Consider the following 19,807-nt stretch of genomic DNA (forward strand, 5'->3'; position numbering starts at 1 on the left):
AGACGCCTTTTTTATTTAAAGTAACTGCGGAGCTTTTGTAATGTTTCTTCCACGTCCGGCGTTTCGCCCATTAAAAGATTGATGCTCTGGACAGAATGGATCACTGTACTGTGGTCGCGGCCTCCAAAATGATAGCCTATGGATTTGAGCGGAAGGTCCGTATATTCCTTGGCAAGATACATGGCAAGCTGGCGAGGATAAACCACTTCTTTTTTGCGGCTTTTGCTTTTCAGATCGGCAATGGTTACCTGAAAATAGTCAGCTATTACCTCCTGGATCGTATCTATCGTCACTTCCTTATCGGCATTCATGACGATATTCCGCAGCGTATTTTTTGCGAGTTCCACATCGATTTCCCGGCGGGTCAGCGATGCCTGGGCCATCAGCGAGACAATTACACCTTCAAGCTCACGAACATTGGAATTGACACTATGCGCGATATATTCGATCACATCATAATCGATAGATATCCCTTCGGACTGGATTTTCTTCTGGATAATCGCAATACGTGTTTCAAAGTCAGGAGTCTGAAGATCAGCTGTAAGCCCCCATTTGAACCTGGACAATAAACGGTCCTGCAATCCCTGCAATTCCCGGGGCGGACGGTCACTTGTCATGATGATCTGCTTGCCAAGCTGGTGCAGGTGATTGAATATATGGAAAAATGTATCCTGCGTTTTTTCTTTGCCTGACAAAAACTGCACATCATCAATAGCCAGGACATCCACCTTCATATAGAAATCGGTAAAATCCTGTAAAGTATTGTTTCTGATTGAGTTAATGAACTGATTAGTGAACTTTTCGGAAGAAACATAAAGTACCAGCTTATTTTCATAGTGGTTCATGATGTAATTTCCTATCGCCTGCACAAGATGCGTTTTACCAAGCCCTACGCCCCCATACATCATCAGCGGATTAAAAGAAGTAAGACCCGGCCGCTGAGCCACGGCAAATCCCGCTGAGCGTGCAAGGCGGTTACAGTCACCTTCAATAAAATTGTCAAATGAATAATTCGGATTCAGATAGGTATCCAGGTTCATTGAATCCTGGTCTTTGTCCTTATTGTTGGAGCCAAGCCTCGGATCGGTGGCAAAATTATCCGGTTTTGAATAATTCGGGGATTTCTGGGTGGACACATTCATGGTAAGCGGCTGGTGCTTGTCATTTCCTGTGTCAACGATGATCGAATACTCCAGAAGCCCGTCACGTCCGATGGCATAGTCGAGCGCTTTCCTTAGAAGATTGACATAATTGTCTTCCAGCCACTCATAAAAAAATTGGCTAGGTACCTGGATAGTAAGCACTTTACCATAAAGTTTTAATGGTCGGATCGGCTCGAACCATGTCCTGAAACTTTGATCAGGAATGTGCTGCTGGATCACTCTCAGGCACGCATCCCAGATCTGGTCTACTTCTCTATGTGTGGTAACTCTTTCCAATGAAGCGGCGGAATTCAGAATATCAAATTTTAAAAGGACGGCAAAGATATAAAAATACCTGATCTCTCAAGATTAAACCAGGGTTCAATTTAATACCAATGTAAACGATCTGCAAGCCAGTCGATAAAAAGAGCGGAATAAAATTCAGTTTCAAATTTGTAGCTTTGTCAGAGGTAATTTCCAGGGCCCAGGCTCCCAAAAGCAATTGCAGATGACATCCGATCTATTTCCCGAATTTGGCCCGTTTGACAAAAAAGACTGGCAAAAGCAAGCCGAAAAGGAATTGAAAGGAAAACCGGATGCACTCCCGGAATGGAAAACGGAAACCGGCGTACAGTTTGAGCATTACTGCACAGCCGACGACCTTGATCCGGAAAGAGTACAGGAACTACAGAATTATCAGAAGAAAATCCCGGGCTGGCTCAATATGCCCGTATTGGATTTTACCGATGCCAGGGATACCAATTCCCGTATAATTTCTGCTCTTACCGGCGGGGCTGATGCTATTTTCCTTAATCTGGCAGACACACCTTTGAGCCGGTGCGAGTTCCCCAAACTGCTCCATTCCGTTCGCCTCAGCGACACGGCCATTTATTTCCACACCACCGAGGACGGCAGTCGACTATTTACCGAAATTTCAAAAAATGCAGGTTATTACCTGAAAGGCGGTGTCGCTTTTGATCCGTTGGCACACTGGATGACGACAGGAAAGCCCTATGAAGCAGCACTGAAATTGGTTGTGGATTTGCATAACAAAACCAGAAACATGAAGGAATTCCGGCCGGTGATGGTTGATGGTAGTTGTTATCACAATGCCGGGGCAGACCCTGTGCAAGAACTGGCTTTTGTCATTTCCCATGCGGTTTGCTATATGGACATGCTTACCGATGAAGGAATTTCCCCTTTGCCTGCGTTCAATCGTTTCTTGTTCTCGGTGTCGATAGGGCCTGATTACCTGACTCAGATAGCAAAGCTGAGGGCTTTACGCTTCCTGCTCGGAAAAGTAGCCACTGCTTTTAACCTGCCCGGTGAACTTGCCTCGCCATTTATTCAGGCTAGAACATCATCGTTTTACCACTCCGCGATATTGCCCCATACTAACATGATCCGAGTTTCTTCGGAAGCTTTGAGCGCGGTGATTGGCGGATGTAATGCCCTTACCGTTGAGCCTTACATCAAAAACGCAGATCCGGGTGATTCTTTTCCTCGCCGCATTGCCGGCAATGTATCTTCCTTGCTCAGATATGAAAGTTACCTGGCCCAAGTAGCTGATCCCGCCGCAGGCTCCTATCTGATGGAAAGTATGTCGTTGAAAATAGCGGACGCTGCCTGGCTTTTATTTTTGGAGATGGAAAAAAAAGGCGGCCTGATACCTTGTTTTAAAAGTGGTTTTATCCAGGAAAAGCTGGATTTGGCGTACAAACAAAAACTCGCTGACCTGCATAGTGGTCAGGTGATCATTGGTGTGAATAGGTACCAGCTCAAAACCGATGTAGCGACGACTACTTCAATTAGCGAAACATCAGAGGGAAAAACCTTCGAAGGTTTGAGACTTTTGACAGAAAGAAATTTAGCCACTGCCTGGCAGTCAGGTCACACAGCTTTTAACTGATCGTCCGATGAAGCCTGATTTTGAAAATATTACTACTAAAACACATATCGAAAACCATACGGCTGGTTCTGAAAAATCCAACAAACAACCTCAAACCAGCGAGGGTATTAAGCTCAGACAGTTTTATACAAAAAAAGATATTGAAGAACTAGCGCACCTTCGCTTCGGTGCAGGCCAACCGCCGTACCTGCGCGGGCCTTATGCCAGTATGTACCTCCAGCGTCCGTGGACGATCCGGCAGTATGCCGGCTTTTCAACCGCTACCGAATCCAATGCATTTTACAAACGCAACCTGGCAGCCGGGCAAAAGGGGCTTTCCGTCGCTTTTGACCTCGCAACACACCGGGGCTATGACTCAGATCACCCGAGAGTGACCGGGGATGTCGGCAAAGCCGGGGTAGCGATCGATTCGGTGGAGGATATGAAAATACTTTTCGACCAGATCCCTTTGGATGAAATGTCGGTTTCCATGACTATGAACGGCGCCGTGATTCCGATCATGGCATTTTATATAGTAGCTGCCGGCGCGCAGGGCATTAGTCCGGAAAAACTTTCGGGGACCATCCAGAATGACATCCTGAAAGAGTTTATGGTGCGGAACACATACATTTACCCACCGGCACCTTCCATGCGCATTGTGGGCGATATTTTTGCCTATGCTTCGCATTTTATGCCCAAGTTCAATTCGATCAGTATCAGCGGATATCATATGCACGAGGCTGGTGCGCCGGCGCACATAGAGCTGGCTTACACGCTCGCAGATGGTCTGGAATATATCCGTACCGGGCTGGCGGCAGGGATAGACATCGATGATTTTGCGCCGCGTCTGTCGTTTTTTTGGGGCATAGGCATGAATCATTTTATGGAAATTGCCAAACTGCGGGCCGGCCGGATGTTATGGTCGAAAATCGTTGCTCAATTCAATCCACTGAATGAAAAATCCATGGCGCTGCGGACGCATTGCCAGACGAGCGGTTACAGCCTTACCGAGCAGGATCCTTATAACAATGTTGCCCGGACAACTATTGAAGCTATGGCCGCCGTGATGGGCCATACCCAGTCATTGCACACCAATTCTCTTGACGAAGCAATTGCACTTCCTACCGATTTCTCCGCCCGAATTGCGCGCAATACCCAGCTTTTTCTACAACATGAAACAGACCTCTGCAAGGCAGTGGACCCCTGGGGCGGTTCGTATTATGTTGAGTATCTTACCGCCGAACTTGCTGAAAAAGCCTGGCAATTGATAGAGGAGGTTGAAAAACTGGGTGGGATGACCAAAGCTATTGAAACCGGTCTTCCCAAAATGCGCATCGAAGAAGCAGCGGCGCGCAAACAGGCACGAATTGATTCGGGGAGGGATATTATTTTGGGAATCAATAAGTTCAGAACAGAGAACGAACAGCAACTCGATATACTGCAGATCGACAATGACAGCGTCCGCCGCGAACAGCTCGACCGGCTCGAAAAACTCAAAAAGGAGAGGAATATGGAGGAGGTCAGTCTGTCACTTGAAGCCATTTCCAATGCATGCAAAAAAAGCGGTGGAAAGGATATGGGCAGCAATTTATTGGCGCTGGCTGTGGATGCAGCCCGCAAAAGAGCTACTTTAGGAGAAATATCGAGCGCTATGGAAAAAGAATTCGGACGGTACAAATCGACGATTCGATCGGTTTCCGGGATCTATCAGTCCGAGGCTTCCGACGATGAAAATTTCCGGCTTGCACTGCGGATGTCCGACGAATTTGCAGAAATGGACGGAAGACGCCCCCGAATCCTGGTTGCCAAAATGGGCCAGGACGGCCATGACAGAGGTGCCAAAGTGATTGCTACCAGCTTCGCTGACCTTGGTTTTGACGTGGATATTGGCCCTTTGTTCCAAACCCCCCAGGAAGTTGCCCGTCAGGCTGCCGAAAACGACGTTCACATTATTGGTGCGTCGAGCCTCGCAGCAAGCCACAAAACATTAATTCCTGAACTGATCGGCGAGCTTAAAAAAATTGGACGAGAGGACATCATTGTTATTGCCGGAGGAGTGATCCCGGCCCAGGATTATGAGTTTTTATACAACGCCGGAGTGAAAGGAATTTTCGGGCCCGGAACAGTCATTTCAATCGCAGCTCAGAAAATCCTGCAGGAACTGATGAAATGAATTTTCTTATCTTAATTACTTCGCAGCTACGCCCGTCCTAGCACCAGCGACGTACAATTTCCTCCAAAACCAAAGGAATTGGAAAGAACATAATTGACCGGATGGTTCCTGATCAGCGAACCGACCGGTGGCTCAGGCGCGATGGGCGAAACCGTATGAAGATTGGGAAATACTTCCGAATGAACAATACTGAGAATACTGAATATTGCCTCCACTGCTCCGGCAGCACCTAATGTATGCCCGGTGTAAGCTTTGGTAGAACTGTAAAAGGGAATTTTTTCAAACAGCTGTGAAAGCCCGAATAGTTCTACGGCATCGTTATTGGGCGTACCGGTTCCATGCGCATTCACATAATCAATTGCTTCATAACCCATACCTGCCGATTCAACCGCCTGCCGCATGGAACGAATAGCACCGACCGCTTCATCGGACATCGCAGAAGGATGGTGCGCATCATTTGCATTCCCAAACCCTTTTATCTCCGCATAAACCTGCTTGCCGCCTGCCATTTCCTCAGCTTCCAAAACCAGATATGCCGCACCTTCTCCAAGATTAAGACCATCGCGATTTTCATCAAATGGCTTGCAGGGGAACTCGGAAAGTATTTTAAGCGCATTGAAACCGTTCACAGTATATTTTGCAAGACTGTCGGCACCGCCTACGATAACTCTCTTCGCCCGCCCCGATCTGATCAGGCGCGCGCCGAGCAAAATGGCATTCGCAGAGGAAGAACAAGCTGTGTTGATGGTATCATTAAAACCTCTGATCCCGTATTTTTTGATCAATTTGAGCGTATGTGACGCCGAGCTGTACGATTCCAGATATTCGGAACCATCGGATTTGAGATTGGCATCTTCGTAAAGCTGATCCGTGAGACACATACCGCCCACAGTACTCGCAGAAATCAATGCGGTATCATACTCGGAAAGCTGCGCAGATGTAAGTTGAGCGCTCTCAATGGCCTCCGAAAAGGCCTTTTCGGCAAGCAGGCAGGTTCTGGTATAACCTGTACTTTCTGCAAGCCCAAGCGATTTTTTAAGTTCCTCATTGCTATGTTCACACTCTCCGAAAGGCAGCAGCGAAGCATAATGAGAGTCAAAATGGGCAGTTTTGGATATGCCGGTACGCCCCAGTCGTAAACTGCGATGATTCTCAGAAACATTATTTCCGATCGCAGTCACCATACCCATCCCCGTAACCAGCACCCGCTTCATGACATCAGGCAGGTTTGGTATTGGCCAGAATGTAATCGGCCATGTGGTTCACATCCACAAGGATTTTTCTGCCTTCCGCAGGATTGGTGATCTTTATGCCGTATTCTCTTTCCAGAAGTACCACAAGTTCCAGTGAATCGATAGAATCCAGTCCCAGGTCACCGCCAAAAAGAGGCTCATCATCCTTAATGTCCTGCGGATTGACATCCAGTAAGTTCAGGTATTGAACTATCTGACCTTTAATGACAGGCTTCAAACTTTCTATGTCCATAACTATTCTTATGCGTGTTCTACGATTTGCTCAGGTGTGAATAATATAATCTCCAAACTTAAATAATTCTTTCTAACCGGAGCTTAAAATATGTGGTAAGTTGACAAATCAGGATAAATACTCCTAAAAAAGAAAAAACATATCTGAGCTCCTGCCAGCTTCCTCCTTTGAGAAACAGAACGTAAAATCCTTCCAGGCACCAATGCAGAGGTGAAAAGTTGCCCGCAAACTGCATGAAACCAGGCATTACAAATGTCGGCACCAAAATCCCGCCGATTGCTCCGAAAATGATAATGGATATAGCTCCAAAACCATTAGCCTGTTGCTCGGTACGTGCAATGGAGCCTATTAACAAAGCGTAGCTCACAGCTGCCATACTGCTGATAAACACAACAGCAGCGAAAGCAATAAAATCGGAAGGAATGGTCAGCTTCGGGAGGCCGAGCCTGGGCAATACCCATATCCCCATCGAAAAAGTGAGGGTTACCTGTAAAACTGCCACAACCACATAGACGCTCATTTTACTGAACATTACCAGCATAAAAGTAGTCGGCATAGTCTTGAGCCTGAGGAAACTGCCGCTAACCCTTTCTTTCACGATATTGCTGCCCAGCGATACGACCATGAAGAACATCGCAAATATGGTCCAGGCAGGTACATTGTGCTGAGTGGAATTGGGGATTGCTGTTGAATTATTGTTGCTCGCCAGGATCTGATTGATCTTCACCCGGTTCGAGATCATTTTGTCTTTCAGTTTTGCCGACTTATCACCAATATCCATACTGGCATACATCCGCTCGATCATCAGCCCGTTTTCAATCACTCCCATGTACGACTGAATAATACCCATGATCGAAAAGCTGTAATTTTCCTGCAAAACCGGATCATTGTAAAACGACAGTGCGGGCATCGCTATCTTTTTTGTATCTGACGAATCGTATTCCAGCCCCAGGTCATCCATCAGAATTTGGCTCACATCACCTGCATTACTTTCCAGGCCGGCCGTAAAAACTTCCGGAATGTACAATGCCACCATCTTCCCACGTGAAAGCAATTCCGATTTCAAAGATTTTTGCCGGAGGCTGTTTTGAAGGTCAATTTTAAAAAGTCCCGACTCCGAAAGCAATGCAACCAGTTTTTCACCTTCCTTGCCTTGATCATGGTTGACGACCAGGATAGGGATCTGATTTTCGTTCACCATTTTATAAGCACTGTCCTGAATAACTGTAATGATAAAAACCAGCAGCAGCGGCATCAAAAACATCAGGGCCAGACCAACTTTATCGTTGATCAGGAGTAAAAACTCTTTCCGTAAAGATGAAAAAATCTTGAACATGATATCAATCCCGATATTCCTCCCCTGTCATTTTGATAAATAAGGACTGTAAGCTGGGCACTTCATGTTTCGCTTTGAGGCCGGTTAGTTCTCCGTCAGCAATAACCTTACCATGATCGATCAGCGCAATATTTTTACAAAATTCTTCGGCTTCGGACATGTGATGAGAGGTATAAATAATGGTGGTACCCAGCCGGTTGATTTCCTGAAGATACCTGATGATCGCATTCTTGCTCTGGACATCCACGCCAACGGTCGGTTCGTCCAGGAACAGGATTTCAGGCTCATGAATGATGCCTATCGCCAGATTAACCCTCCGCTTCATCCCGCCGGAAAATGTCCCGACTTTTTTATCAGCTGCCTTTGTAAGCCCCAATACATCAAGCAGTTCCTCCCGTCGCGATTTCAATTTCGTTTTGGAGAGATTATACATTGCGCCGAAATAATCCAGATTTTGCCGGGGTGTCAATTCCTGGTAAAAAGCATATTCCTGCGGCACAAAGCCGATGATATTCCGCCTTTCGGATTCTGAAATCGGTTCTCCGTCCTGATAATAAGTAATATCCCCGGATGTAGCAGGAATGATCCCGCAGAGTATGGAAATCAATGTGGTTTTCCCCGCTCCGTTCGGTCCCAGCAGACCAAAAACATCATTATTTTTGATGTTGAGTGAGATATTGTTCAGCGTATTTTCCTGTGAAGATTTATACCTGTGGTTAAGATGCTGTATTTCAATACACGGAGGTTCTGCCATACTGTTCATCCGCCTCACTTTCCAAGGCTCATTCTGGAAAGCTTTTGAAACGCTTCCTTCTCCACCATTCTCACGTCCAGCAGCATATCGGCTATTTCTTCAAAATCTTTCTGTTCTGTCAGTCTTCCTTTGTAAACTCCCGCCATTTTGATCGCACTTGCACGCCACATATCCCCTGCTTTTGTAAAATCCTCAGAAACTGTACTTAGCCTGTCGTCCTGCATGTAGGCGGCCGCTTCCTCCAGAAAAGCTCCGTATAAAAAACGGAAACCTCCGCCACCAGTGCCTATTTCCTCCTGCATCCGTACGATCTGACCGAGATACAGGCTAGCCTTTTTCAAGCCCAGCTTGTCGCGCCATTTTCGGATATGGTTGGATGTATGCCTGATACCATCAACACCCGCAAAATTGCCCGGAATCCTTAACATATCACGTACATTCCGCTTGATACCGGTAACAATCCCTTTGCGGATCGTATCATCCGTGATCGGTCTGACTTTTTCGGGGAAATAAATATGCCCTTTTGGAGCCAGCGGCCCCTGTGCAAAACGTACGCGTGAAAGTTCCTCCTTCGAAAGTGAGGTTACATCTTCCATCACCGGATCACTGATCAGGTATCTCCCATCCTCTTCTCCGAAAACGATCAGATTATGGGCATTGAAATGGAAACGGTATTCTTTGGGAAAATAGGAAAGGTGAAAAACCCCAACCTGGCAACCTACCGGCACATTTTCTTTAACTTTTTGATCAAGAAAAGCCTCTGCCGCAGCAGGGTTGCTGAATTTTTTCCGGGTTACCGCCACGCCCAGCGACTTACAGGTTCTTTTAAAAATCGCTCCCGGCATAGTCCTGAAAGAGATGGCAGGACCGTTATTGACGGTCAGAAAAGGTATTTGTATATAAAAAAGACCTGAACCCATGCCAAAGGCCAAAGGCTCGGTCATAAAATCGAGGCCGTGGTAACGTAATAAGGCAGTTGTTACGCCATTCTCGCAATGAGCTGTCTGAACATGTCGGAACGCATCCGTTTGACTTTCAATATCCACCTTGATCAACCTTTAAAATTTTTCAATTCACTCACACTGATATCAAAAGCCCTGGCATACTTTTCAAGTTTACGGTCGCTCAAACCTTTAAAAACAGAAGGTTTCAAATGTCTTTTTATAAAAAACGGGAAGATTCCCGTGTATCCCGACAGCACCGGCAAGTCCATCAGTTTCAGTTCCATAAAATAGTAAACAGGGCTTTTTTCACCATTCGCCACAGCCTGCCGTGCCTCTTCGATCCGTTCATTCACATTTTCCCAGGCACTGTCCAAAGCATCCTTTTTCACGTCCCAGCCCCTGCTCAAAGCAGTTTCATACTTACCGTCCTGATTTTTGACGTAACATACTTCCCTCGTAAACTGGTCTAATGCGCCAGGATCCTGGGGCAGGTCTTCTTTTTTCATGATAATTTTGGCCTAACACACTGTCAGTAAACAAAACATATATGAAAAGCGTGAGCTTTCCGGGACTGCCAGAAGTATTTTCTCCCCTTTTTTAAGTACCCCGCTGTTAAATACCTCTTCCAGCATCATATAAATCGATGCAGCTCCGACATTCCCCTTGGTCACCAGGTTGGTATACCATTTTTCTTTCGGGATCAGAACACCGTTTTCATTGAAAAAATCTTCAATTTTCTTCTCAAAAAAGTAGCTCGACAAATGCGGCAGAAAGTAACTCACATCGTCCATGCTGATCCCTTTTTGAGTCAGTATATCTTTCAGTTTGGCGAAACCCAATTTAACTATTTTTTCACCTAAAAGCTTCACATCCTGCTTAATACTAAAAACGGAATGCTCGTGTATCTCCTCGGAAGTATAATCCTTGTAACTTTTCAATGAACCGTCATCCAGTTTCTCTGCTCCCATGTACATACAGGCTTCTTCCTGATTGGCGTAAGAGCAGCCTTCGATCCAGTCTATTTTAAGCGAAACGCCTTCCGTATTAGGTTTTGATTCAACCAGAAAAGCCCCCGCTCCGTCGGACAACATCCATCTTAAGAAGTCCTTTTCAAATGCCAGAAACGGATTTTGTTCCAGCCTGATCAGCTGCTGAACTTCCTCTTCAAACTGTCCGGCCCGCAAAACAGGCGACAACCTCTCAGAGGCACATGAAACTGCCTTTTCCTTACTTCCTACTTTGACAGACATGTAAGCGTATTTCAAGGCATGCATGCCCGCACAGCATACGCCCGACGGGGAAACCACCTCTATCGGCCCCGTCTCCGGAAGGTATCCATGCACCATGGAACCGTGAGAAGGCATCAGCTGGTCGGGACTGGAGGTAGCGCAGCTGAGGAGATCCACCTTACTAATTTCACCTGGTTCATTTTTGAACAACTGCCGGACCGCAATAGCAGCCATCTCCGCATTGGTGTGTGTAGGCGTACCATCCGTTTTGAGGGCGTAGTACCTGTTTTTTATTCCGTTATTCCTTAAAACAATGGCTTTGGATTTGGAAGGTTTTCCGTTGATGTATCCTAAGTATTCTTCCATTTCATCATTTGAAATGGGTTCATTCGGCAAAAACTTGGCAATTCTTGTAATATATGCTTCTGACATTATTATTTGATTTCAACACCACAAAAGTATTCTTTTTTCTTCTTAATCGTATTTCCGGTAAAAGGTGCTATCAGCAAATTATAGACCAGTAAAAGCATCGGGGCAACCATAAACAGTGCAACCAGCAGGTAGTATTTGAAAAAACCGACCAACCGTTTTCTTTTGGCAGGAGTGGTACCTTTTTTCTTGATAAGGCCGGCCCATATCCTGAACAGCTTTTTCGCCCTTTGTTCAATAAACAAAATATCCGTCGGTATTGCAATCAACCCTGTGGCAAGGACATCATTTTGCAAGCCTGCGTAATCACCTTTGACCCAGGCATTTTTTATGATACCCCCAAAAAGAGCCCCGCTTTGTATGTCTTCCTTGCTTACGCCCGGAAACGGAAGAACGCCCCACTTTTTATCTTTTCGCCCAGTCAGCATCCAGTGCAGGATCGTCACCGCGCTCACAAGATTGGACGTGCGGTCCATAAAAGGAATATTGCCAACCAGCTTTCCGCCGGCATCTTTAATGTATTTTTTTACGCTTTCCTGCGAATTAAGCCACATATTCCGGCCAGCGATCAGGGTTACGACGGGCGTACCCGACATTCTTGCCTGAAATTGCGGATCCTGTAAAAGTGTGGTAACAGGCAATGAGGGAGATAAAAACCAGGGCTGATAGCCAATGACGATCAGGTCGTAGCGGTCAGACCCAAATTGGTAAGGTTTTAGTGCAATTGGTTCTTCCAGGACGCATTCGGGCATTTTGTCGAAAAATTCATCCGAAGTCCAGGGAAACACAAAGGGTTTGTCTGGGAAAATCAGCAGACGTTCAATTGACGCAGGATCAAAAGGGGATAAAAACTGGTCGATAATTTCATTCAGCTGTCCGGTTTGTGAGTAATTGACAACAAGTATTTTTCCCATTAAAATGAATCTGTTAATGCTTTGGTCTTACTTCAAATCGGACTGTTTTAGAATTTCCGAATCCTTTACATAATCTGCTATCACTTCTTTCAGGTCTGGATCCAGCTTGCTGAACCCGGCAATAACAGCCTGCTTGTCTTCGTCCAGTTCTTTATTGTACTTCAATATTTTCGGCGCATGCTCCTGAACTGTCAGCCGCAAAAACCGGAACTCCGTATTTGAAGGGTTGCTTTTTATCTCATCTTCCAGCAAATGTGCACCTTTTTTGAAAGTTTTCACCTTCCCGCCTACCCCCTTCTCATACCCAGCCTTTTTCATGATCAGTGCACCTTTGTACGCATTCACCTTAGAAGACGCCTTTTCATTTTCCAGCTTTTCCAGCATTTTATCAATAGGTGCCTCTTCACCTCCGGACAATGCCTTGTAGTAAACTTTACGGCCTATTTCCTGTGTTTTAAAACCAGAAAAAAAGATCAGGAAAACCAGATTAACAGCAAATAATCGCCTCATCTCACTCAAAATTTACGTATTCCACATTAAAAAGGATTGTCAATATTTCATTGACCGTTTTTCCTGCATTCCAGAATCGTATGGTAACTATCCCCGATCAGCGGGTATGTTTCAACAACTTCAAAACCTGCCTGCCTTACCAGGTCTTTCATAACTTCGACGCGGTACATTTTGCTGTTCCCATTGGCCATGATCGTAAAATAAAGAGATGTAGCCACCAGACTATAATGTGCTGCAGGATAATTCTGGTTATCAAAAAATGGTTCCAGGATGTACAAAGTCGTGTCTTCGGAGGCAGCCTGCCACGCATTCTGCAATATCTGCACGATTTGTTCCTTCGAGAAGCAGTCCAGAAACTGGCTCATCCAGATCACGTCAGCACCCTGAGGTATTTTCTGGTCAACATCAAGGAGATCAATCTTGTGGAAATCGATCCGTTCCAGTAATCCCAGTTCCGTCGCATTTGCTTTGGCCACATTCAGCTGCACAGGCAAATCCAGAATTTTGATTTTCACTTCGGGGTCGTAATCGCAACATGCAAAAGACCATTTTCCGGTATTGCCGCCCACATCAAATATCATTTTCGGTTTCTTCCGGAAAACAATTTTGAGCGCCTCGGGAAATGCGTTATCGGAATAGTAGTGATCAAATTCAAACCATGACGTTTTTGCCGGCTCCGGCAGGATCGAAAGACCTTCATATATGGTGGGCCAGTCGCCCAGCACCTTGAGACCTTCGGGCTTTCCGTTCACAATACTTTTTGTCATGGCTTTCGCCCCGAGATAACAAACATCATTCATGAAATTGACATTCACCTTGGTCATCTCGTCTTTCAGAAGAAAAAAGCCGACCTTACTGATCTTCACCAGCGAGTTTTCAATTTCCACGACACCGATGATCTCGGCAGCTTCAATCAGCAATGTGATGCCGTACTCGGAAACATCCAGCTTTTCGACAATCGTGTCAATGCTCACTCCCTGACGGTGGGAACTGATAAACTGGAGAATCCCCAGGTCCCGCAAGGCAATGACCGCCTGAAAATACATCGGGCCGAATGCTATTTTCTGGGCTTCATACTTGGCTTCAATAGCCGACAATTCTTTTTTCATTCTGTGCTTTTATAGTTCCTTACTTTCTGCCGAAGCAGCTATCATCCTGTTCTTGTATCGTCTTCTGTATCTTTTTTTCTTAAGATCTTCTTCATGCCAAATAATATACTTCCCCATGGTCCCTCTGAACCTCTGGAAAAAATTTTCCCTGTCCGAGAGTTTCACAAAACCTTCTCTTGTTGTGTTTTTCGGGTCAATTTCAGGTTCGTAGAGGTTCATGATCTTCAGCGTGTCGACCACTGTCGGAAGTAATCCGATGGGCAGCTCGAAGCGCCTGATGAACTTTCGCATGTAGCTGGTTTGTATAGGATCGGTGGCGAGGGCTATTTTTGAAAACCCGAGTTTTTTGGCCAACCGGTAAGAGTAGTAAACGTTTTCCGTGCTGTGTTCCGCTTTTTCTTCGGTGAACAAATTGGCCTTTGGAATACCCAGCGCCTCCGCGTAAGTGGCCATCACCCGGCTTTCGATATATGGAGTAGCCACCGCAGAGCCCGAAAAAATGACGTTTTTGGTATAGCCGTTGGAGAAAAGATAATAGGCCCAGTGTATGCGCATCTGCAAAACCATGTCCCATTTCTCTCCGTTGTAAGGAAACCCCGGAACAATAACTGCGTCATAGGGCTGATTTTCAAGGCCTTTATGATAAGCTTTCGCTGCCGAGCGGTATAGAATTTTCCCACATCCTGAAAATATGAACGCAGCTAACAACGTGAAGATCAACGGGACAATTCGCACAATTATGGGCTATCGGTTAACGAGTAAGCTGTGAAACGTTTACCAAATAAGGCAAACAAATCACAGCTTACAAAAAATTCGCTTTGGTATCGGTAATAAAATACTGGTTTTAAAAATAAGCAATTCTATTCATTTTTTATCCCTTAAATTGCTTGCTCCACTTTTTATACAGCTTGGAATCTATCTCGTTATTGATTTTATAAACGCCTCCGGCCCAATAATTGCGGAAACCAAACCCTCCGGCTTTCCCTTCAACCTTTTCCGTATAAAGCATTTTTTTGGTGCTCAGATCTATGAAAGTGACCCAGGCTGTGAGTTTTTCGGCTGTTTTACTAAGGCTTTCCACAACATATACCACGCCGATCCCGTCTTTTTCGCTTAACGAGTATTTCGCAACCGACTTTTTAACCTGGTCTTCCGTGATACTGTATGCATCGTCTGTGATGTTGTCCGCAACATTTGCCGCCTTGTTGAGCTTCACCATGTCCTCCACTTTGGACATATACTGATCATCTTTAAGGCTGAAAGGTTTCTGAAGTGAAAACTTCTTCGGCTCCATTTCGATCAGATTATTCCAGCTTACCATGTGCTGGTTCTGAATGGCACTGGGATCAGTAAAACCGATTTTACCGATATACTTTGCCTGCGTAAAATCCAGGCCCAGGAATACCAGTTTTGCCTTGCCCGAAAAAAGATCTGCCATAGAATTCTGAGCGGAAACATTTCCGCCCACAAGCAATACCATTACAAAGAGTAACAACTTTTTCATAACACCGAAAATATTAAAATGAGAAAAAATAATGTTCAGACCGTTGATTTTTGATGATTAACCTGTGTTGCATGGCCGTTACTTCAATTTTTTATCAAGAAATGCGGCCAGTGATTTCCCTGCTTTTGCGTAAGACTCGGCGATCCTTACGCCAGTGTCAAAATCAAAACCTCCGAACTGGCCACCAGGCACATTCCGCATGGTAATTTCGGCAACCTTGGAAGATTTATTCGCCGATTCCACCAGGTCGATTTCATAATCCACGTAAGCGTTTTTCCGCATCACTCCTACGTTGAAGCCGGGCTCGACGAATTTCGTGCGGACAATAAAAGTGTATGCAGCGTCCGGTCTGGCCTGAACCGCTGTCAAGCCTTTGTCTTCCATTCCTTTATTAAAAAGCTCTTCGAACTTTGGTTCGTAGCGGTTTTTTCTGTCATCTGCCCAAGCCTTTCGCCAGGTATCTCCCTTACCCGCTTCCTTCCCATTATATTCAGCCGTTTTTTTATCAAGATACTCCTTTTCGGTAGCAAATTTGCCTACCCCAAACTCAGAATAATCGTACTCTACATTCACTGTTTTCTGACCGGACAATACGTTCACATCCCCGGACCTCAAATCCACCCGCTGGGCAAACAAACTGCTCGTGCCTCCTGCAACAATAGCTATTACAGCTACGTAAATCAACTTTTTCATGTTTTTTATCTTTTATTTTTATGGTAATAGAGGCGTCAAATATATACCAATTTTTCAGGTTTGCGTTTCTCCTGTTTGTATATTCGAAAGGTTAGTTCTTCAGCGGTTATAAATTCCAGGGAGGGGGTTACGCGCAGTCTGGATTTGAACAAAGAATACAGCATTTCTTTGAAAACAGCGGTTTGCAGTTGCAGCGGTAACAGGATCGTGATCTCATCATTTCCGAACTCGTTTTTGGAAACAACCACCTGGTAAAGCTCAATTTCCTTGACCATATCCAGTATGTCAAAAAGTGCCGGCGGAAATATAGTAGTACCTTTAAATTTGATCATCTGCTGCTTGCGCCCTACCACCGGCCCAAGCCGGGTGCTGCGACGGCCACACGCACAGGGGCTATAATAAACATGGCATAAGTCTCCTGTTTTGTAACGCAAAAGCGGCATTCCCTCTACACCCAGTGTTGTCACCACTACTTCTCCCAGCTCACCTTCACTCACCACATTGCCTTCCTCATCCACCACTTCCAGGATCAGCAAACCGGGATTGAGGTGCCCGCCTTTTCCTTCTATGCATTCAGTAAAAGCAGCCCCCATTTCGGTGGAAGCATAGGTTGAATACAGCTTAACATCCCAATCCGAAGTAATCCTTTTCCCAAGTTCATTGAGCGAGAAATCCGGGTTCCGGATCGGCTCTCCTATGCATATGATGGATTTAATATTGGAAGCTTTGTAGTCGATCCCGTTTGCCACTGCATAATCAATAAGACGTGGAATGAACGACGGGATCGCGATAATGACCGTTGGAGAAAACCGCTGAATGGATTCCCATTGAAGGTATGGCGCCCCGGGGCCAACGCGGATCATCCCGGCGCCCATTTTACGGGCACCCATCCAGTAGGCCAAACCGGCCATAAAACGACGGTCGATGGTGGTCATGAGCTGGTAAATATCCTCCTCGCTCCCACCTGAACAACGAAAGGACTCTGATTCATTCTCGGCGAGCCTTTCCACATCGGCGTCAGTCAGGTAAAATGCCACAGGATCGCTCAGTGTCCCTGATGTAGTTACAAAATCGGTGATCCTGTTTTTCGGGACACAGAGGAAATCATCATTAAATCCCGCAAGGTCGTCCTTCGTTGTGAACGGCAGCCGTTTTAAATCCTCGGGTGACTGAATGGAAGCAATATCGATGCCTGTTTCGCGAAATACTTTTTGATAATAAGGAGAATTCGCCGAAACATATCTCAGCAACTGGCGAAGCTTCTCGCCTTGCAGAGCATTTGTGATTTCAGATGTCATGTCAGGGATAGGATAAATACGATGATTCGGATTGGATAGCTAGCCTTTTTTACATTCTTCGATCTTTGCCCTGATGGCTTTTTCTTCGTTCAATGAAGACACCACGTGCAACAAAGATTCCTGATAGTAGCTGATTGCTTTTTCAAAATTCTTATTTTTCTGATAATAATCTCCCAAAAACAAATAGGTAAGATAACTCTCCGGATTATTGGCTACGAATGCCATTTCTTCTTTCGGGGTGAGTTCAAAAGGGATCCCGAGCATAACATATTTGCTGATGCGCTGCTTGGTTTGCTTGAATGCTTCAAACTTTTTATAGTCCTCAGAGTTCAGGAAAGGATCCTTTTGAATGGTGAGCGAATCCACAGCCGCGAATTTTCCGTTTTGCGCAAACACTTTGTTCAGATCATAGTAAATAAATTCACCAAGCTGGTAGGGAGGCGTTGAAATCCATAGCTCGCGCCTGGCTGGCTTAAAAAGAATCCCGTGATGCGCAATGAGCTGGTTCAGCGATCTGGCATTGCCGTAACCTATAAACTGGTCCTTTACACCCATCTTATCCCTCAAAATCTCCGCCGCATCTTTGGTATCGATCGGGTATTTGCGCGTCATCAGCTCGCTCATCCGGTCAAATCTCGATTTCGAATCTGTGTCTTTGATATTATTGATATTGACCGGGTCTTTCACAAATGCATTACCCTGATAATGATTGGCACAAACGAGATAGTCCTTGCCCGACTCGTAAACATCCATTTTCTGAGGCGATTTTTCAATTATAACCGCCTTATCGTCCGCCGCAGAGCCAATTAGTAAAGATTCCGAAACGAACGTTTCGCTCTTTTTCGCAATTTTTGCCGCCTCTTCAATTGTGCCTGCATACTGGAGAATTTCCCTCGCCAGCAGTGAAATAGGCTCCTTGGCGGTGTAAGGAATGTCGGATTTGGAAGCGTTAAGTGTGACAGTTATTCCCTTCTCATTCATCCCCGAAACCACCCCCGTTAAGCCGGCCCAGGAGTAGGAGGCAAATTTGTAACCATTGTCGGGATTCATGAACACGATGAGCTTATCCTCGGCAAATGCATCGCCCATATAAAAATCAAAATTGCGGGCTATCAGCAGGGTGGAATCATTGGAAAGCCCGTGGTTAACAGCAAATGAAGTACAGCCGACCATATTAAGATCCGTCAGTGCGTGCCCGATGTCATGCGCCGCATGATAGTTGAGGATTCGGTAATATTTCGGACCGATGTAATTGAATTGATCTGAAAAAGACTGGGCGACCCCGTAAATTTCCTGCTGGTTTTCTTCCGGAATATATTTATAAATATCTCTGTTGAACCAGCCCACAAACCCCTTAAGAACCTGCAGAAAAAAAGCGTTCGGAATCATTTCCTTGATCTGGCTCACAAAATGAACTTCCTGTTTCTCCATCAGCTCTTTTGCCAAAACCCCATAAATCAGGCCCCTTTCGTAAGGACTTCCCTCAAGGTACATTTCCCAGATCCCATGATTATTTTTTTTCAACCAGCAATTACCCACCGCGTAATGATCCGGCCCTAATTGTACGCGTTGGTAACTCTCGGCAGTTTTAGTACTTTCAAGCCTGGGTGTGGGTACTTTGATGCGCAGCATGAACAGCCCGAAAAGGATACCGCAGATCAACACAAAAATGCTTACTGATTTCAGCACAATCCGCGCTGCTTTATTTTTTGGCCACATACTAAGTTGAACGAAGGAGAATCAAAATTAAGAATAAATGAGCATCCGTTATATAAAAAGGCTTTCAGAAGATGCGATGCTCGGGCTTTGGCAAATGTCCGAATCCTGGCAGGAACTAAGCGAACAACTGCAACTATCCGCTGCTGATCACCAAGTTCTGGAAGGCAAAAAAACAGAGAGCCGCAAGAAAGAATGGCTTGCCTGCCGGGTGCTGTTAAAAGCAATGGCCCCGGAATCCGGACGCATTACTTATGATGAAAATCGTAAACCACATGTTACAGGGAACAATCACTTCATTTCCATGTCGCATTCCGGCGATTTTGCGAGTGTTTATCTGCACAAAAAAAAATCTGTCGGAGTAGATATTCAAAAAATGAAAAATTCCATTTCGAAGGGTGCTGATTACTTCCTCCATAGTTCCGAACAGGCGTGGGTTGACTTTTCCGATAATCTTACCATGCACCTGATATGGTCCGCCAAGGAATCCGGTTTTAAATATGCCGGCAATTCCGAGCTGGATCTGAAAAAACATATTGTTACAAAACAGTTTTCCGGCAACCAAAATGGTATTATTGAGGTTTCCATTGATGATACCATTTTCAAATCCGTTATGGTGAGCTATGATACTTTCGAGGATTATGTGCTGACCTGGACCCTATAATACTGACAACCACCATTTC

Annotated in this window: 19 protein-coding genes; 3 read left to right on the top strand and 16 right to left on the bottom strand. The window is 45.4% G+C overall.

Features of this window, described 5'->3' with window-relative positions; all coding sequences use genetic code 11:
- Positions 1–11: 11 nt before the first annotated feature.
- Positions 12–1,439, bottom strand: a complete 1,428-nt coding sequence (gene dnaA, locus FBF61_RS22820) for a chromosomal replication initiator protein DnaA (protein WP_166444592.1) — start codon at positions 1,437–1,439, stop codon at positions 12–14.
- 211 nt (positions 1,440–1,650) lie between these two features.
- On the opposite strand from dnaA, the gene FBF61_RS22825 reads away from it, so the two are divergent.
- Positions 1,651–3,051 (top strand): methylmalonyl-CoA mutase family protein, encoded by a 1,401-nt coding sequence (locus FBF61_RS22825; protein WP_138481754.1) that lies wholly within the window; start codon positions 1,651–1,653, stop codon positions 3,049–3,051.
- A 7-nt stretch (positions 3,052–3,058) separates the two neighbouring features.
- A complete protein-coding gene (scpA, locus tag FBF61_RS22830) occupies positions 3,059–5,203 on the top strand; it encodes a methylmalonyl-CoA mutase (RefSeq protein ID WP_138481756.1) in 2,145 nt (714 codons plus the stop codon).
- A 26-nt stretch (positions 5,204–5,229) separates the two neighbouring features.
- Here the strand turns inward: scpA and FBF61_RS22835 are convergent, their stop codons facing one another.
- The 15 genes from FBF61_RS22835 to FBF61_RS22905 form a co-directional block, all read right to left on the bottom strand.
- Positions 5,230–6,417, bottom strand: a complete 1,188-nt coding sequence (locus FBF61_RS22835) for a beta-ketoacyl-[acyl-carrier-protein] synthase family protein (protein ID WP_138481759.1) — start codon at positions 6,415–6,417, stop codon at positions 5,230–5,232.
- Positions 6,418–6,421: 4 nt separating this feature from the next.
- Entirely contained in the window at positions 6,422–6,688 is a 267-nt protein-coding gene (locus FBF61_RS22840; RefSeq protein WP_138481762.1) for a phosphopantetheine-binding protein, read from the bottom strand.
- Between the two features lie 58 nt (positions 6,689–6,746).
- Positions 6,747–8,024: an ABC transporter permease gene (locus tag FBF61_RS22845; RefSeq protein WP_138481764.1), complete on the bottom strand. Its 1,278-nt coding sequence runs from the start codon at positions 8,022–8,024 to the stop codon at positions 6,747–6,749.
- Between the two features lie 4 nt (positions 8,025–8,028).
- On the bottom strand, positions 8,029–8,778 hold the full coding sequence (locus FBF61_RS22850; protein WP_138481766.1) for an ABC transporter ATP-binding protein: 750 nt from the start codon (positions 8,776–8,778) through the stop codon (positions 8,029–8,031).
- Positions 8,779–8,792: 14 nt separating this feature from the next.
- The gene (gene darH, locus FBF61_RS22855) at positions 8,793–9,824 is read right to left on the bottom strand and encodes a BtrH-related acyltransferase DarH (protein ID WP_138481768.1); all 1,032 of its coding nucleotides are present in this window, start codon (positions 9,822–9,824) and stop codon (positions 8,793–8,795) included.
- Positions 9,825–9,829: 5 nt separating this feature from the next.
- Positions 9,830–10,228: a flexirubin biosynthesis protein DarG gene (gene DarG / locus FBF61_RS22860; protein WP_138481770.1), complete on the bottom strand. Its 399-nt coding sequence runs from the start codon at positions 10,226–10,228 to the stop codon at positions 9,830–9,832.
- Positions 10,229–10,240: 12 nt separating this feature from the next.
- Positions 10,241–11,383 carry a dialkylresorcinol biosynthesis protein DarB gene (gene darB, locus FBF61_RS22865; protein WP_138481772.1) on the bottom strand — a complete coding sequence of 381 codons (1,143 nt, stop codon included), beginning with the start codon at positions 11,381–11,383 and terminating at the stop codon, positions 10,241–10,243.
- Between the two features lie 2 nt (positions 11,384–11,385).
- Complete coding sequence (locus FBF61_RS22870) at positions 11,386–12,294, bottom strand: hypothetical protein (RefSeq protein ID WP_138481775.1); 909 nt, start codon at positions 12,292–12,294, stop codon at positions 11,386–11,388.
- A 27-nt stretch (positions 12,295–12,321) separates the two neighbouring features.
- Positions 12,322–12,804: a hypothetical protein gene (locus tag FBF61_RS22875; RefSeq protein WP_138481777.1), complete on the bottom strand. Its 483-nt coding sequence runs from the start codon at positions 12,802–12,804 to the stop codon at positions 12,322–12,324.
- 47 nt (positions 12,805–12,851) lie between these two features.
- The gene (locus FBF61_RS22880; protein ID WP_138481779.1) at positions 12,852–13,913 is read right to left on the bottom strand and encodes a methyltransferase; all 1,062 of its coding nucleotides are present in this window, start codon (positions 13,911–13,913) and stop codon (positions 12,852–12,854) included.
- A 9-nt stretch (positions 13,914–13,922) separates the two neighbouring features.
- A complete protein-coding gene (locus tag FBF61_RS22885; protein ID WP_229215179.1) occupies positions 13,923–14,648 on the bottom strand; it encodes a YdcF family protein in 726 nt (241 codons plus the stop codon).
- Between the two features lie 136 nt (positions 14,649–14,784).
- Positions 14,785–15,417 (bottom strand): hypothetical protein, encoded by a 633-nt coding sequence (locus tag FBF61_RS22890; protein WP_138481781.1) that lies wholly within the window; start codon positions 15,415–15,417, stop codon positions 14,785–14,787.
- A 78-nt stretch (positions 15,418–15,495) separates the two neighbouring features.
- A complete protein-coding gene (locus FBF61_RS22895; RefSeq protein ID WP_138481783.1) occupies positions 15,496–16,110 on the bottom strand; it encodes a hypothetical protein in 615 nt (204 codons plus the stop codon).
- Positions 16,111–16,145: 35 nt separating this feature from the next.
- On the bottom strand, positions 16,146–17,408 hold the full coding sequence (gene flxY / locus FBF61_RS22900) for a flexirubin biosynthesis putative acyl-CoA ligase FlxY (protein ID WP_138481785.1): 1,263 nt from the start codon (positions 17,406–17,408) through the stop codon (positions 16,146–16,148).
- 39 nt (positions 17,409–17,447) lie between these two features.
- On the bottom strand, positions 17,448–19,127 hold the full coding sequence (locus FBF61_RS22905) for a C45 family autoproteolytic acyltransferase/hydrolase (RefSeq protein WP_138481787.1): 1,680 nt from the start codon (positions 19,125–19,127) through the stop codon (positions 17,448–17,450).
- 37 nt (positions 19,128–19,164) lie between these two features.
- Between FBF61_RS22905 and FBF61_RS22910 the strand changes: the two genes are divergently transcribed.
- Positions 19,165–19,788 carry a 4'-phosphopantetheinyl transferase family protein gene (locus tag FBF61_RS22910; RefSeq protein ID WP_138481789.1) on the top strand — a complete coding sequence of 208 codons (624 nt, stop codon included), beginning with the start codon at positions 19,165–19,167 and terminating at the stop codon, positions 19,786–19,788.
- The last annotated feature ends 19 nt before the right edge of the window (positions 19,789–19,807 follow it).

Source organism: Dyadobacter bucti (genome assembly GCF_005869225.1).
In the GTDB taxonomy this organism is placed as follows: domain Bacteria; phylum Bacteroidota; class Bacteroidia; order Cytophagales; family Spirosomataceae; genus Dyadobacter; species Dyadobacter bucti.